The organism is Desulfothermus naphthae (assembly GCF_054657475.1).
Map to the genome: position 1 here is coordinate 1,588,164 of NZ_BAAHYQ010000001.1, position 16,263 is coordinate 1,604,426.

Consider the following 16,263-nt stretch of genomic DNA (forward strand, 5'->3'; position numbering starts at 1 on the left):
GTTTAAATAAAAAATTTCTCAATTATAGAATTACTCACTAAAAAGCCATTTTTTGTTAAACTTAAATATCCATTTCTTATTTTTATCATATTGTTTCTATGAAGTAAATTAATGAGTTTGTGGTGTTTTTTCCAGAAATTTTCGCCTGTCTTTTTGGCATATTTTTTAAGATTTAGTCCTCGTGTTGTCCTTAAGCTGAGCATTATAAATTCATTTATATGGTCTTTTTTATCTAATTTTATTTCTTTGCGCTTAAAGGGATTTTGAGAATATTCAACAATATTTTTACAATTTTCCCACCTTTTGTTTTCTATGGTTGAGACCGCTGATGGCCCAAGTCCAAGATAGTCCATTTGTTCCCAATAGCCCATATTGTGCATACAGACATACCCCAGCTTTGAAAAATTAGATATTTCATATTGAATAAATCCTCTAGATTCTAAAAAATCAGCACCACCTATGTATAAAGAAGCAAGTCTATTTTCATGAGGTAATTTTACCATATTTTTTTTCACCATGGTGTGTAATTTGGTGCCCTGTTCTACTGTTAGACCATAGCAGGATATGTGTTGGATGTCTAATTTGCATATTTGTCTTAAATCATGCAACCATGAGGCTACTGTTTGTTCTGGCAGACCCCATATAAGGTCTATGTTAATATTTTCAAATTTTGCCAGATTACAAAGTTTAACTGAAAATATTCCGTCCTTTGCACTATGTGTCCTTCCAAGGAATTTGAGATAGCTATCCCTTATGCTTTGAATGCCTATACTAATTCTATTGACACCAAAACTTTTTAATTCCTTTAGATAAATTAAATCCTTAAGGGAATCTGGATTGCCTTCAAAACTAAATTCTATGTAGTTTTCAAATTTAAAATTTTTAAATAATGCATTAATTATCTGGTCTAAGTATTTTAATTTCAAGATACTGGGTGTGCCACCGCCGATGTATATTGAGTTAAATTTAATATCATGTAATTTATCTTTCCAATATTTAATTTCCTCAAATAATCCATTTAAATATAACTTTACTAATTCATCATTGATTTTTACAGAATAAAAATTACAATAAATACACTTGGACTTGCAAAAGGGAAAGTGTATATATAGCAACATAATTTTTATGTTTTTAATTCATTTTTATACCTTTCAAATTCACTAAATATACAACCACAATATTGTTGCCTATAGATACCCAAATTTTTGCTTTCTTCGATTCCAATTTTCCATCCTTCTCTAAAGTCGTAATAATAAAATTTCACACCCTTATTTACTGATAGGTCTTTACATAAAGTGCTTATTGTATCGTGCTTTTGAAATTTACTATATAAAAGTGTAGTTGTAAAATAATCAAACTTTCCCCTTCTTGCTATAGATATGGTCTTTTCAATTCTCATATGATAACAATAAAAACATCTATTGTTTTCTCTATAAATAACTTTTCTAAAATAATTAATTGGATTATATTCATCGTCTTTATAAATAACTTTTATGTTGTATTCTTTTGAAACAGTTTGAAGAGCTTGTTTTCTTTTTAAATACTCTTTTAATGGATGTATGTTTGGATTATAGTAAAGACCTAAAATTTCAAATCCTTCTTGTTTTAATATTTGTATTGGGTAAATTGCGCATGGCCCACAACATATGTGGAGTAAAATTCTTTTTTTCATGGCCTATATCTCTTCTATTATGATTTTTTTATGGTATTTTTTTTCCATTTCTATTAAAGTTTGTTTTTTATTATTTAAAAGATAAAGACACAATTCTTTTTCAAGGATAAATTCTAAAGGATTAGGTGAATCAGGTTTTAATATCTCTTTGTAGATTTTTTTTAATACCTGGGCGGCCCTCCACTCTATACTCATCACACGTCCTATTCCTCTACATTTTGGACACTCTTTATATATAGTTGATATTGCAGATGATCCCATTTTTTGCCTCACAATTTCTAAAAGTCCAAACTTGGATATCTTGCCTACAGAGGTCCTGGCTTTGTCATTTTTGAGGTATGTTTTGAGTTGTTTTTCTACCTCTCTGGCATATTTTTTATCTTTCATCTCTATAAAATCTATTACAATTTGTCCACCAATGTCTCGCAATTTGAGCTGATTGGCGATTTCTTTTGTGGCCTCTAAGTTTGTCTTGTATGCCATTTCTTTAAAAGAAGATTCCCCAGAGACCTTTGCTGAGTTGATGTCAATGGCAGTTAGGGCCTCTGTTTGGTCTATTACTATTTCTCCCCCAGAAGGTAATTTCACCCGTCTGTCAAATACTTTTTTTATTTGTTCTTTTATATGAAATTTGTCAAAGAGGTCAATCTCATCAGATAAATAACATTTCACCATATTTTTTCGTCTTGGAAATACAAGATTCACATATTCTTCTAATTTATGTGCTACATTTTTATTATCTACCCATACATATTTAACATCAGAGGTTAGATAATCTCTAATTGCCCTAAATGCCAGGTCCTTTTCTTCATACAAAAGGCAAGGGGCAGATTCTTCCATGGCCTTTTTTTTAATATCTTTCCAGAGCCTTGTTAGAAATTGAAGGTCCCGAAATAGGTTTGTTTTATTTTGACCTTCACTCACGGTCCTGACTATTACTCCCAGACCAGGCTCCAGCTTGAACTCATTTATTATTATTTTCAGTCGTTGTCTCTCTTCATCATCTTCAATTTTTCTTGAAATAGCAACTTGTTCTTTTCCTGGGGTTAAGACAAGATATCTGCCAGGGAGGGTGAGATAGGTGGTTAAGAAGGCGCCTTTATTTTCTGTGGGTTCTTTTACTATCTGGACCAATATCTCCTGACCAGGCTTTAATACCTTTTGAATGGGTGGAAATTTTTGCCCCTTTTGTGGCCTTATGTCTGATATATAGTAGTCTGGATGTATTTCATCTATTTGCAGAAATCCATTTTTTTTGTCCCCATAATTTACAAATGCGGCCTGAAGAGATGTATCTATATTGTGGATCACCCCTTTATATATATTTCTCTTTATTTTATGGGCACTTAGCATCTCAACATAGTATTCATCAAGTGCATGGTCTTTGATTAATGCCACTTCAATTAGTTCACCTGGCAATATTGAAATTAACATTTGTCTTTTCTTAATTGCCATGCCTATTATCTGCTCCTATTTGAAAAAATATGTAATTGACCTTAGGGAATAATGGATATATGAATTTAATCCTTGAACATGATTAATAATAGAGTAGGAATTCTATAATGATATCCCCTGGAGAATTAATACAACTGGTTAGTCCTCAAGGCAAGAAATATCTTTTGACAGTTGAGGCAGGAAAGGAGTTCCACACTCACCATGGAAAAATAGATATCTCAGAGGTCTTGGAAAAGGATTTTGGTGATGAGATTAAGACTCATCTAGGTAAAGTTTACCATATTTTAAAACCAACACTCTATGATTTGATTAAAAATATAGAGAGAAAGACTCAAATTATTTATCCTAAAGACATTGGCTATATACTAGTTCGACTTGGAGTTGGGCCAGGGAGTAAGGTGGTTGAGGCTGGATGTGGGTCTGGTTCCCTTACCATGTCTTTTGCCTATATGGTTGGTGAGACTGGAAAAGTATATAGTTTTGATAGAAGGGAAGAATTTGTCTCCTTGTGTAGAAAGAATTTAACTAAAGTAGGTCTTGAATCCAGGGTGGTATTAGAGGTAAGGGATATAAGTGAAGGTTTTGGACTTAAAGGTATGGATTGTGGCTTTTTAGATGTAAGGGAACCCTGGTTATATGTTGAGCAGTTTAGTGAAACAGTAAAAAATGGAAGTGTAGTAGGCTTTTTGCTTCCTACTACTAATCAGGTCACTACTTTGCTAAAGGCTTTAGAAAAAGGACCTTTTATTGATATAGAGGTGGTTGAGATAATGCTTAGAAGGTATAAACCAGTTTATGAAAGGTTCAGGCCTGAGGATAGGATGGTTGCACACACTGGATTTTTAATATTTGCAAGGGTCAAAAATAAATGAGAGGTTAGATACATGGACAGATTTGTTAAAAGGAGAGAAGGGGTTAAAAAGAAAATAAAAGAGTTAAATCTTGATGCATATTTAGTTTTGCATCCTGCAAATAGATTTTATTTAAGTGGATTTGAATTAAAGGATCCTCAATGTAATGAAAGTGCAGGTTGTATATTGATTTTACCTGATAAGGAAGATTATCTTTTAACAGATCCAAGATATTTTGAAACTGCTCAAAAATTATGGGATAAAAATTATTTATTTATTTATACAAGTAATAAAGAAGAAGAAATTAAGAAATTCTTAATAAAAAATAAGTTAAAAGATATTGGCTTTGAGCCAAATATTATGACATATGAATTTTATAAATCTCTTTCAGAATCTGTGAATCTTCATCCATATAAGGGATTAATTGAATCTTTAAGAGAAATAAAAGATGAGGATGAAATAAATTTTATTAAAGAATCAGTAAAAATAAATCATAAGGTATTTGACAGACTAAATTCAATGGAACTTATTGGAGTTACAGAAGAAGAACTGGCATGGGAAATAGAAAAGCTCTTCAGGGATTTTGGAGCAACAGAAATGGCCTTTAATCCCATTGTTGCATATGGGAAAAATGCAGCTGAGCCCCATTACACTCCTGGCAAAATTAAAGTGCAAAAAAATGGATGTTTGCTTATAGATATTGGGGGAAGATATAAAGATTATTGTTCTGACCAAACAAGGACCTTTTGGATTGGAGATAAAGTGCCCGATTATTTTTCCAGGGTCCTAGATTTGGTCATAAGTGCGCAGAGGCTGGCAATAGAGAATTTAAAAGTTGGGATGAGGATTAAAGATCTATTTTTTTTAGTAAAAGATTTTTTCAATGAAAATGGTGTAGGGGATAATTTTACTCATGCCCTTGGCCATGGAATTGGTTTAGAGACCCACGAAGCTCCAGCTCTTGGTTCTAGAAACGATAAAACATTTAAACCAGGTATGGTTGTAACCATAGAACCAGGACTCTATTTCCCAGAGTGGGGCGGTGTGAGATGGGAACACATGGTGGTTGTCACAGAAGAAGGTGCAAAAGTCCTTTGATCTATTCAAAACGGTTATATGTAAAGATCCCAAGGGATCAAATTGGATATTTTAAGTTTATTTTAGAAAGCTATGAAAACCTGTGCTACATGAGTGTAATTGATAGATTTGAGGCAATTATAAAGATTTCTTACTTAGAAGACCAGAAAGAGGAGTTGTATTACTTTATTAATGGCTTGAAAAAAGAGATTGGACTTGAGGTGATCTATCCACAAGAATGGGAGAAAAAGTAGTAATTTTAAAAAAATCAAGGGAAATTCCAGTTAAAAGAAGACATCCATGGGTATTTTCTGGGGCTATCTCAAAGGTTGTTGGTGACCCAGGATATGGTGATGTGGTATTGGTTTTGTCTTATGAAAAACAAGAGTTGGGATATGGATGGTATTCCCCGAGGTCCCAGATACGTGTTAGGATGTTATCCTTTGGAATGAGTGATAAAAAAATTGATGATGAATTCTTTTTTAAGAGATTACACAGGGCATATTCTTACAGAAAAAATGTGAAATCCTTAGTTAATTCCAATGCTTATAGGATTGTTAATTCTGAAGGTGATTTTCTCCCTGGGCTTATAATAGACTTTTATAATGGATATATTGTTTGCCAGTTTTTAAGTTGTGGAGCAGAAAAAATTAAAGAGGTAGTTTTATCCTATTTAAAAAAACAAATAAATCCAGATGGTATATATGAAAGATCTGATGTGGATGTCAGGTTAAAAGAAGGTCTAAATCCAGTAAGTAGGACATTATTCGGAAATATTCCAGATAGAATAGAGATTCAAGAAAGGGATGTTAAATTTTATGTTGATGTAAAAAAAGGACATAAAACAGGATTTTATTTAGACCAAAGAGAGAATAGATATTTTTTAGGTAAAATTTCTAATAATAAGAATATTCTAAATTGTTTTTGTTATACTGGTGGATTTGGCTTACATGCTTTAAAAAACAGGGCCAAAAAAGTAGTAAATATAGATACATCTATAGATTCGTTGGAAATACTAAGGGAAAATCTGCTATTAAATAATATAGAAAAGAGCAGATATGAAATAAAAAGACAAAATGTCTTTGCATCACTTAAAGAATATATTGAAGCAAAAGAATTATTTGATATTGTTATATTAGACCCACCTAAGTTTGTAAAACATACATCTGATTTAAAAGAAGGGATAGCTGGATATAAAAAATTAAATAAAAGGGCATTAAAAATTGTAAAGTCAGGAGGATATTTAATCACTTTTTCCTGTTCAGGACTTGTGGACCAATTGCAATTTAAAAAAATCATCATGGAATGTGGGCTTGACTGTGGAAGAGATATTTCAATATTAAAAGAGATGTCCGCTGGAGTGGATCACCCATATCCCCCAGCACTGGAATATGGGAAGTATTTAAAAGGACTTGCTATTAAAGTGGAATAATGCACTATTATCCAGTTTTTTTAGATTTAAAAAACAAGGAATGTCTGGTTGTTGGGGCTGGATCTGTAGGAAAAAGAAAGATAGAGATCTTATGTAAAGCAGCCCCAAAAAAAATATTAGTTGTGGATCCCTATGTATCAAATGATTTTCAAAAATCTTTGCCTAAGTTTGTGGAGGTTAAAAACAGGGAGTTTCAAGAAAAAGACCTAGACAACAAGTTTCTTGTCATAGTTGCAACCAATAATTTAGAGTTAAACAAAAGGATATCTAAGCTGTGTCATGACAGGAATATCTTATGCAATGTAGTAGATAGACCAAATCTCTGTTCTTTTATAGTCCCGTCAATAGTAGATAAGGATGTAATAGAAATTGCAATTTCTACTGGTGGCAAAAGTCCTGCCATGTCTAGATATTTAAAAAAAATAATAGAAAATGCAATAGGTGATGAATTAGTTACTTTGACCAAGATACTAGGAAAGATGAGACCTATTATTATTTCTCAAAATAAAATGAGTGATGAGAACAAAAAGATTTTTAATAGTTTTATAGAAGATAGATTTATTTTAGCAATAAAAAATAAAGATTTAGATTACATAAAAGAAAGAATAAAGAGTGTTTTAAAAGAGCAAAATGAAGAAAAAGTAATGGAGTTATTAAATGGTATTTTTTAATATTTTTGTTTCAATAACATATATTATTGCCTTTATTTTATGTGTTATTGCTATTCATAGAAAAAATTCAGTTTTAGATAAAATATCAAATTTATTTATACTAGCTGGATATTTGGCCCATTCTCTGGTTTTGTTATTTAATGTCTGTCAGGGTAATTTTTTGTCAGAAGGGCAATTTTATTTTAGTCTATTTGGATGGTCTGTTATACTTGTATTTTTATTTTTGATATGGAAAATGAAAATAAGATTTTTATCTTTAATGATCTCGCCTTTAGCACTTATTTTTTTTATTTCATCTAATCTCATAAATACAAAAATGTTACCAGTACCAAAGACCATGAGTATGTTGTGGTTTACTACACACATCTTGTGTTTATTTCTCTCTATTGCAATGGTCTCTGTTGGATTTGCTGTTGGTATTTTTTATCTATATATGCACAATCAAATAAAGAAAAAATCATCAACAACGTCCTTTAAAATAGAAGGAATCTCACTGGAAACATTGGATAGAATAAATCATTTTGTTGTTGGAATAGGATTTCCTTTATTTACTATTGGAATCCTATCTGGTTTTATATGGGCATCATTGACCTGGCACAAGATTTTTTCATGGGACATAAAAGAGGTGTGGAGTTTGGTGGTGTGGGTCTTATTTGCATATCTATTTCATCAGAGGATGGCCATTGGATGGAAAGGTAAAAAGCCAGCCATTTTAATAGCGTGGATTTTTACTTTGAGTCTTATCTCTTTTCTAGTGATCAATTCACTTTTTCCAACCCATCATAGTTTTAGATAATTTAGGATTTTATATGGAAAAGCATATATATCTTATTGGCATAAACCATAAAACTGCGCCTGTTGAGGTTCGTGAAAGATTTGCTTTAACAAATACTTCACCCCGAGATTTTTTAGAGGTTACTAACAATTTAATAGATGAAGTTCTTTGTCTTTCAACCTGTAATAGGGTAGAGATAATTTTTGTAGCAAAAAAAGATATAGATCCAACTGATTGGGTGATTGAGAGGTGGGCTTTTTTATGTGGAGAACAAAAAGAACATCTTTTGCCATGCATTTATTCATATAGGGACACGGATGCAATTTTCCACCTATTTGAGGTGGCTTCTAGTCTAGATTCAATGGTAGTAGGTGAGCCCCAGATCCTTGGGCAATTAAAAGAAGCCTATAAAATAGCGGCTGATAGTAAGACCACCAAATCTATTTTAAACAGGCTCATGCACAGATCATTTTCTGTTGCCAAGCGCATTAGAACTGAGACAAAAATATCCCATAGTGCAGTATCCATTAGTTATGCAGCAGTAGAGCTTGCAAAGAGGATTTTTTCTGAATTAGATAATAAAAAGGCCATGTTAATAGGTGCTGGGGAAATGGCAGAGTTAGCAGCTCAACATCTAATTAATTCAGGAGTAAAAGATATTGTGGTGGTAAATAGAACACTTTCCCGTGCAAAGGAACTTGCAAAGAGATTTGGTGGAGTTGGATATTCCTTTTCTAAACTTTTTGATCTCTTAGTTGATAGGGATATAGTAATCAGTTCTACTGGAGCCAGTGAACCTATTATACATCAAAGGGACATGAAGGTTATTATTAAGAAGAGAAAATATAGACCAATGTTTTTTATTGATATAGCAGTTCCCCGTGATATTGACCCTGATGTAAATAATTTAGACAATGTATATCTTTATGACATAGATGATTTAAAGGATGTTGTATCTGAAAATTTAGAGAAGAGGGCAAGGGAAGCTGAAATAGCAAGGTCTATTATAAAGGAAGAAGTACAAAAATTTGAGACATGGCTAAGGTCTTTGTCTTTAAATCCTACAATTAAGGATTTGATTGAGAAATTTGAAAATATTGCAGAAGGAGAAGTAAAAAAGAGTTTTAAGAGGCTTAGTAAATTAACACAGGATCCTGAAGCTGAAGAGATATTAAAGACACTGGCCTCATCACTAATAAAAAAATTTTCCCACTATCCCATCACTTTTTTAAAAAACAAATCTACAAGGGCAAGAGTGGATTTAAGGGAATATACCTCGTTAATAAGGGATATTTTTGAGTTGGATGAAAAGTAAATGCAAAGTAGTGTTAAGATAAGAAGTTTTTCCAAAACAAGAACCATCCTCTGTCCACTGCTAGTTGAAATTTCGCTCCTATCCTCGGGGAAGAAGCATAGGAAAAAGGTCATCCTCAAAACCCCCTTCTCTTGAAGCGACATCTTTCCTAGGACATTGGGTTGCTATGTTCGGGATATTGCTCAATTAATAATAGTTGCAAAATATTTGAGATTGGCTCAAAATTAGATAAAAAAATAAAAGGGTAATTAAATGCAATATGATATAGCATCGAGGGATGGCGATACTAAGTGGTTTAATATCCAGGGAAATCCCTATGGAATTAATAAGCGTAGGAGGGATATAATGATAGAATCAGCAGCATATGAGATAATAAAAAGAGAAGGGTTTGAAGAAGGGATCCAGCAAGGAATTCAGCAAGGAATTCAACAAGGAATTCAGCAAGGAATCGAGCGAGGAAAACTTGAAGGTCTTTTGGAGGCCATAAAATTTGGTTTGGAATTAAAATTTGGAAAAGAGGGTATAAAATTATATCCTGAAATTAAAAAGATTAAAGATTTAAATATACTAGAAGCCATAATAGAAGTTATTCGCATAGCTGAAAGTGTGGAAGATGTAAAAGAAGTTTATCAGAAGGTTTTGAAATAACAACTTTCTTAATCCTTTTATTAAATAGATTTTTAAGATAAGGTGTTTTAGATGAAAAAGATTCCCTATGGCAAATCAGATATAGTTCAGATTTTAACTGAAAACTACTATTATGTGGATAAGACAAGATTTATCCCTTTAATAGAGCAAGCAGGGGATTACCTCTTTTTTCTTAGACCAAGGCGGTTTGGAAAATCTTTGTGGTTAGCAACACTGGAGACCTATTATGATATTTTAAACAAGGATAAACTTACTGCGATATTTAAAGATACGTGGATAAGTGAGAATTTGACCCGTGAAGCAGGGAAGTATTTTATCTTGCGTTTTAATTTTGCTATGGTTGATCCAAATCCAGACAGGGTGGAAGAGTCATTCAATGAAACCTGTTTGCAGAGTATAGAAGATTTTATCACAAGATATAAAGATGTTATATCTAATAAACTCAAAACAAAGATCCTTTCTTATAAAAAATATGATAGGGCTTTAAAGGCTCTTTTATCCAGAACCACCTTTGAAGAACTTCAAAATAAGCTCTATGTCTTAATAGATGAATATGACAATTTTACAAATACGATACTATCAGAATATTCATCAAAGAGGTATCATGAGATAACGCATGGTTCAGGTTTTTTAAGGTATTTTTACAATTTATTAAAAGGAGCTACAACAGGACCAGATGCACCTGTTGGCAGGATATTTATAACAGGTGTCTCTCCAATAACCATGGATGATGTGACCAGTGGATTTAATATAGGAGATCCTATTTCCTTAGAACCTGAATTCAATGAAATGGCAGGTTTTACTTTTGAAGAAGTAAAAGAGATTTTTAAATATTATGTGGAAGCTGGATGGCTAAATCAACCCCTGGATAAGCTATTAGATATAGCTTCTCAGTGGTATAATAATTATAAGTTTGATAATAACAGTGAAGTGACTTTATACAATCCAGATATGATATTTTATTTTGTTAGGCAAACAGGCCGTAGAAAGGGCATTCCTAATATGCTAATAGATGATAATGTAAAAATAGATTATAATAAACTAAAACACCTTGTTATAATTGATAAGAGATTTAATGGGAATTTTTCCATTCTCAAAAAAGTAATGGATAAGGGAAGTATAATATCTACGGTTTTAACATCTTTTCCTTTGGAGAGTTTACTAAAGAAATCTAATTTTGTGTCTCATCTTTTTTATCTTGGTATATTATCATTTGAAAAAGAAGATGTATTAACTATTCCCAATCAAACCATATGGAGCATCTTGTTTGAATATTTAAGGGATATATATGAGGATTTAGATATATTTCGAATAGATGTATTTGATCTGCAACAGATGTTGAGGGAGATGGCGTATAGTGGTAAATGGAGAGAGGTTTTGAGCTTTTTATCCCAGGAGATAGAAAGACAATCGTCATTAAGGGATTTTATAACAGGAGAGAGTAGTATAAAGCTATTGCAGGCAGCGTATTTAAACATAACTAGATATTTCATAGTACGCACAGAGACAGAATTAAATAAAGGATTTGCAGATATATATCTTGAGCCCTTCTGGGAAAGGGATGAAAATGTAAGATATGGTTACTTAATAGAATTAAAGTATATTCCCCGTTCAGAGAAAGTTACAGAAAAGCTTTTAGAAGATTTGAGGAATAAAGCAAAGAAACAATTAGAACAGTATTCCAGTGCTCCTGGAATTCAGGAGAAGTTTTCTACGAGACCAGATGGAAAGTTGATTGAGATATATCAGATCTGGCATGGTTGGGAGATGGTGGAGATAGGGCAGTTATGTCCTCAAAAGGAAAGAAATCAGCACCTTGTTTAAATATCTCCCGTCTTTTTTTATGTTTTCCTTCTCTTTTATCTCGCCTTTTAGAATCTTTAATTTTTCATTTTAGGGCCAGCTAAAGCGCCTTTTTGCTCCCCTATCCCAAAAGTCAAAAAAGCTCGAGTCCCAAATCCCTAAAAGGGAGAGGGGTTAATGGGTTAATGAGTTAATGGGCTTATCCCCTAAAAGCGGGGCAGTCATTTGGACACGGACATAAAGTCTGGGGAGGTCGAAGGGGAGTTGTCTCAAACCCCTAAAAGCGGGGCGCGTTTTCAGACTCTTACCCTATTGAGCCCTTGTGTGTCAAGGGCCGAGAAGGCAAAATCCGTCCATGTCCTCAAAAAAAGCGTCCGGTCGATTTTTTGACGTTCAAATTTTGCATAATTTTTAATGTAACCATTTAAAATTATTAGTAAATCTAAAGTCCGTCCATCTATTTTTTGCTTATTTAATAATTTCAGTAGGTTGACAAAAATTGTCACTTATCCCAGATCATGGACGAATTTTTGTGATTTGGAACAATTTTGTATTGTAAATCAATTAATAATATTTCAATGATTAAAATTTTTAGTAGTTGTGGTTTTGCTATGTTCGGGATATTGCTCAATTAATAATAGTTGCAAAATATTTGATATTGGCTCAAAATTAGATAAAAAAATAAGAGGGGAATTAAATGCAATATGATATAGCATCAAAGGTGATATTGACACATTGTAGGAATGCTATATTGCGTAGGTTGTGTGGATTAGAGATAAAGGATTCGGAGTTAGTAGATGTGCGTCCTCAGGAGACTGCGTCGGTAAGGAGATCAGATTTTGTATTAAGGGCGTCATTTGAGGATGGGACACAGAGGCTAGTGTTGTTGGAATTAATAACTCAGTGGAAGAAATACTTGCCTTTAAGGACATTGGAGACAAGATGCAGGCATATACTTGAAGAGGATTTGGAGATAGAGACAGTAATGATTGAGTTAAAGAGGTGTTATGGGATAGTGGATTATTATAGGGACAATGAGGTAGAATTTAGGTATAAAGTAGTAAAGCTATATGAGCTAGAAGCAAGAGAGGTATTAAAAGAAGGGATTGTGTGCTTGTATCCATTTGTACCTTTAATGAAGGGAGGTATAGGTTTAATAGAAGAAGCGGAGAAAGGGATATATGAGGTAGAGGAAAGCAGGCAATATAAATCAGATTTATTAACAGGGATGGCGATACTAAGTGGTTTAATATCCAGGGAAATTCCTATGGAATTAATAAAGCGTAGGAGGGATATAATGATAGAATCAGCAGCATATGAGATAATAAAAAGAGAAGGGTTTGAAGAAGGGATCCAGCAAGGAATTCAGCAAGGGATTCAGCAAGGAATCGAGCGAGGAAAACTTGAAGGTCTTTTGAAGGCCATAAAATTTGGTTTGGAATTAAAATTTGGAAAAGAGGGTATAAAATTATATCCTGAAATTAAAAAGATTAAAGATTTAAATATACTAGAAGCCATGATAGATGTTATTCGGATAGCTGAAAGTGTGGAAGATGTAAAAGAAATATATCAGAAGGTTTTGAAATAACAACTCTCTTAATTCTTTTATTAAATAGATTTTTAAGATAAGGTGTTTTAGATGAAAAGAATTCCCTATGGCAAATCAGATATAGTTCAGATTTTAGCTGAAAACTACTATTATGTGGATAAGACAAGATTTATCCCTTTAATAGAGCAAGCAGGGGATTACCTCTTTTTTCTTAGACCAAGGCGTTTTGGAAAATCTTTGTGGTTAGCAACACTGGAGACCTATTATGATATTTTAAACAAGGATAAACTTACTGCGATATTTAAAGATACGTGGATAAGTGAGAATTTGACTCCTGATGCAGGGAAGTATTTTATCTTGCGTTTTAATTTTGCTATGGTTGATCCTAATCCAGACAGAGTGGAAGAGTCATTCAATGAAACCTGTTTGCAAAGTATAGAAGATTTTATCACAAGATATAAAGATGTTATATCTGATAAACTCAAAACAAAGATCCTTTCTTATAAAAAATATGATAGGGCTTTAAAGGCTCTTTTATCCAGAACTACCTTTGAAGAACTTCAAAATAAGCTCTATGTCTTAATAGATGAATATGACAATTTTACAAATACGATACTATCAGAATATTCATCAAAGAGGTATCATGAGATAACGCATGGTTCAGGTTTTTTAAGGTATTTTTACAATTTATTAAAAGGAGCTACAACAGGACCAGATGCACCTGTTGGGAGGATATTTATAACAGGTGTCTCTCCAATAACCATGGATGATGTGACTAGTGGATTTAATATAGCCACTCCAATAACTTTATATCCTCAATTTAATGAACTTGCAGGATTTACAATAGAGGAGGTAAAGGAAATTTTTGAATATTATATTGAAGAGGGTTGGTTAAATCAGCCATTGGAATTACTTTTAGAGATAGCATCAATCTGGTATAATAACTACAAATTTGAGGCTCATAGCTCTGTTTATCTATATAATCCTGATATGATTTTTTATTTTGTAAGGGAGGTAGGTACTTATAAACGCATTCCTAATATGCTAATAGATGACAATGTAAAAATAGATTATAATAAACTAAAACACCTTGTTATAATTGATAAGAGATTTAATGGGAATTTTTCCATTCTCAAAAAAGTAATGGATAAGGGAAGTATAATATCGCCGGTTTTAACATCTTTTCCTTTGGAGAGTTTACTAAAGAAATCTAATTTTGTGTCTCATCTTTTTTATCTTGGTATATTATCATTTGAAAAAGAAGATGTATTAACTATTCCCAATCAAACCATATGGAGCATCTTGTTTGAATATTTAAGGGATATATATGAGGATTTAGATATCTTTCGAATAGATGTATTTGATCTGCAACAGATGTTGAGGGAGATGGCGTATAGTGGTAAATGGAGAGAGGTTTTGAGCTTTTTATCCCAGGAGATAGAAAGACAATCGTCATTAAGGGATTTTATAACAGGAGAGAGCAGTATAAAGCTATTGCAGGCAGCGTATTTAAACATAACCAGATATTTTATAGTACGGACAGAGACAGAATTAAATAAAGGATTTGCAGATATATATCTTGAGCCCTTTTGGGAAAGGGATGAAAATGTAAGATATGGTTACTTAATAGAATTAAAGTATATTCCCCGTTCAGAGAAAGTTACAGAAAAGCTTTTAGAAGATTTGAGGAATAAAGCAAAGAAACAATTAGAACAGTATTTCAGTGCTCCTGGAATTCAGGAGAAGTTTTCTACGAGACCAGATGGAAAGTTGATTAAGATATATCAGATCTGGCATGGTTGGGAGATGGTGGAGATAGGGCAGTTATGTGGTGAAATGGAAAGAAATCAGCACCTTGTTTAAATATCTCCCGTCTTTTTTATGTTTTCCTTCTCTTTTATCTCGCCTTTTAGAATCTTTAATTTTTCATTTTAAGGCCAGCTAAAGCGCTTTAAACCCTCAACTCTCTCACCTTTAACTGTTAAAGTCTCAAACCCCTATAAGGGGGGAGGAGGAAATGGGTTGATGGGTAAATGAGTTAATGGGTTTATCCCTTAAAAGCGAGGCGTGGTTTTCTGACTGACGGAGGCGAGTTTGATTTTGTTCTTGAAGATTATAACTCGCAATCCCCTCGAATCGGGTCTATAATTTCGACACATGCATTATGGATTTGTCTTCGATACTCCAGAGGTGTCGCAATCCCCTCGAATCGGGTCTATAATTTCGACTCTTACCCTATTGAGCCCTTGTGTGTCAAGGGCCGAGAAGGTAAAATCCGTCCATGTCCTCAAAAAAAGCGTCCGGTCGATTTTTTGACGCTCAAATTTTGCATAATTTTTAATGTAACCCTTTATAATTATTAGTAAATCCAAAGTCCGTCCATCTATTTTGGGCTTATTTAATAATTTTAGTAGGTTAACAAAAATTGTCACTTGTCCCAGATCATGGACGAATTTTTGTGATTTGGAACAATTTTGTATTGTAAATTAATTAATAATATTTCAATATAGATAAAAATTTTTAGTAGTTGTGGTTTTGCTATGTTCACGAGTCAATTATAATAGTTGCAAAATATTTGAGATTGGCTCAAAATTAGATAAAAAAATAAAAGGGGAATTAAATGCAATATGATATAGCATGGAGGAATGGCGATACTAAGTGGTTTAATATCCAGGGAAATTCCTATGGAATTAATAAAGCGTAAAAGGGATATAATGATAGAATCAGCAGCATATGAGATAATAAAAAGAGAAGGGTTTGAAGAAGGGATTCAGCAAGGAATCGAGCGAGGAAAACTTGAAGGTCTTTTAGAGGCCATAAAATTTGGTTTGGAATTAAAATTTGGAAAAGAGGGTATAAAATTATATCCTGAAATTAAAAAGATTAAAGATTTAAATATACTAGAAGCCATAATAGAAGTTATTCGCATAGCTGAAAGTGTGGAAGACGTAAAAGAAATATATCAGAAGGTTTTGAAATAACAACTTTCTTAATCCTTTTATTTTAAATATAAGG

Annotated in this window: 15 protein-coding genes; 12 read left to right on the plus strand and 3 right to left on the minus strand. The window is 32.7% G+C overall.

What is annotated here, in order from left to right:
- Positions 1 to 2 precede the first annotated feature (2 nt).
- From hemW to ACYQ1E_RS07735, 3 genes are read right to left on the minus strand one after another with little or no spacing between them, the layout of a single operon-like run.
- On the minus strand, positions 3 to 1,118 hold the full coding sequence (gene hemW, locus ACYQ1E_RS07725; protein ID WP_459877450.1) for a radical SAM family heme chaperone HemW: 1,116 nt from the start codon (positions 1,116 to 1,118) through the stop codon (positions 3 to 5).
- A 5-nt stretch (positions 1,119 to 1,123) separates the two neighbouring features.
- Positions 1,124 to 1,672: an epoxyqueuosine reductase QueH gene (locus ACYQ1E_RS07730; RefSeq protein ID WP_459877453.1), complete on the minus strand. Its 549-nt coding sequence runs from the start codon at positions 1,670 to 1,672 to the stop codon at positions 1,124 to 1,126.
- A gap of 3 nt (positions 1,673 to 1,675) precedes the next feature.
- Positions 1,676 to 3,127 carry an Rne/Rng family ribonuclease gene (locus tag ACYQ1E_RS07735; protein WP_459877456.1) on the minus strand — a complete coding sequence of 484 codons (1,452 nt, stop codon included), beginning with the start codon at positions 3,125 to 3,127 and terminating at the stop codon, positions 1,676 to 1,678.
- 107 nt (positions 3,128 to 3,234) lie between these two features.
- Between ACYQ1E_RS07735 and ACYQ1E_RS07740 the strand changes: the two genes are divergently transcribed.
- The 12 genes from ACYQ1E_RS07740 to ACYQ1E_RS07795 all read left to right on the plus strand — a co-directional run bounded on the left by ACYQ1E_RS07740 (position 3,235) and on the right by ACYQ1E_RS07795 (position 16,229).
- Positions 3,235 to 3,999: a tRNA (adenine-N1)-methyltransferase gene (locus ACYQ1E_RS07740; protein WP_459877458.1), complete on the plus strand. Its 765-nt coding sequence runs from the start codon at positions 3,235 to 3,237 to the stop codon at positions 3,997 to 3,999.
- A 12-nt stretch (positions 4,000 to 4,011) separates the two neighbouring features.
- Positions 4,012 to 5,076: a M24 family metallopeptidase gene (locus tag ACYQ1E_RS07745; RefSeq protein ID WP_459877460.1), complete on the plus strand. Its 1,065-nt coding sequence runs from the start codon at positions 4,012 to 4,014 to the stop codon at positions 5,074 to 5,076.
- Positions 5,073 to 5,309 (plus strand): DUF4911 domain-containing protein, encoded by a 237-nt coding sequence (locus ACYQ1E_RS07750; RefSeq protein ID WP_459877463.1) that lies wholly within the window; start codon positions 5,073 to 5,075, stop codon positions 5,307 to 5,309. The genes ACYQ1E_RS07745 and ACYQ1E_RS07750 overlap by 4 nt, the downstream gene beginning before the upstream one ends.
- Entirely contained in the window at positions 5,294 to 6,487 is a 1,194-nt protein-coding gene (locus ACYQ1E_RS07755) for a class I SAM-dependent rRNA methyltransferase (RefSeq protein ID WP_459877466.1), read from the plus strand. The genes ACYQ1E_RS07750 and ACYQ1E_RS07755 overlap by 16 nt, the downstream gene beginning before the upstream one ends.
- Positions 6,487 to 7,158 (plus strand): precorrin-2 dehydrogenase/sirohydrochlorin ferrochelatase family protein, encoded by a 672-nt coding sequence (locus ACYQ1E_RS07760; RefSeq protein ID WP_459877469.1) that lies wholly within the window; start codon positions 6,487 to 6,489, stop codon positions 7,156 to 7,158. Before ACYQ1E_RS07755 ends, ACYQ1E_RS07760 begins: the two co-directional genes overlap by 1 nt.
- Positions 7,145 to 7,954, plus strand: a complete 810-nt coding sequence (ccsA, locus tag ACYQ1E_RS07765) for a cytochrome c biogenesis protein CcsA (protein WP_459877472.1) — start codon at positions 7,145 to 7,147, stop codon at positions 7,952 to 7,954. The genes ACYQ1E_RS07760 and ccsA overlap by 14 nt, the downstream gene beginning before the upstream one ends.
- 13 nt (positions 7,955 to 7,967) lie before the next feature.
- Positions 7,968 to 9,248, plus strand: coding sequence for a glutamyl-tRNA reductase (hemA, locus tag ACYQ1E_RS07770; protein ID WP_459877475.1), 1,281 nt, complete (start codon positions 7,968 to 7,970; stop codon positions 9,246 to 9,248).
- A 252-nt stretch (positions 9,249 to 9,500) separates the two neighbouring features.
- Entirely contained in the window at positions 9,501 to 9,896 is a 396-nt protein-coding gene (locus tag ACYQ1E_RS07775; RefSeq protein WP_459877478.1) for a hypothetical protein, read from the plus strand.
- 51 nt (positions 9,897 to 9,947) lie between these two features.
- The gene (locus ACYQ1E_RS07780) at positions 9,948 to 11,720 is read left to right on the plus strand and encodes an AAA family ATPase (RefSeq protein ID WP_459877481.1); all 1,773 of its coding nucleotides are present in this window, start codon (positions 9,948 to 9,950) and stop codon (positions 11,718 to 11,720) included.
- A gap of 676 nt (positions 11,721 to 12,396) precedes the next feature.
- Complete coding sequence (locus ACYQ1E_RS07785) at positions 12,397 to 13,287, plus strand: RpnC/YadD family protein (RefSeq protein WP_459877483.1); 891 nt, start codon at positions 12,397 to 12,399, stop codon at positions 13,285 to 13,287.
- Between the two features lie 51 nt (positions 13,288 to 13,338).
- Entirely contained in the window at positions 13,339 to 15,111 is a 1,773-nt protein-coding gene (locus tag ACYQ1E_RS07790) for an AAA family ATPase (protein WP_459877486.1), read from the plus strand.
- Between the two features lie 782 nt (positions 15,112 to 15,893).
- The gene (locus tag ACYQ1E_RS07795; RefSeq protein WP_459877489.1) at positions 15,894 to 16,229 is read left to right on the plus strand and encodes a hypothetical protein; all 336 of its coding nucleotides are present in this window, start codon (positions 15,894 to 15,896) and stop codon (positions 16,227 to 16,229) included.
- The last annotated feature ends 34 nt before the right edge of the window (positions 16,230 to 16,263 follow it).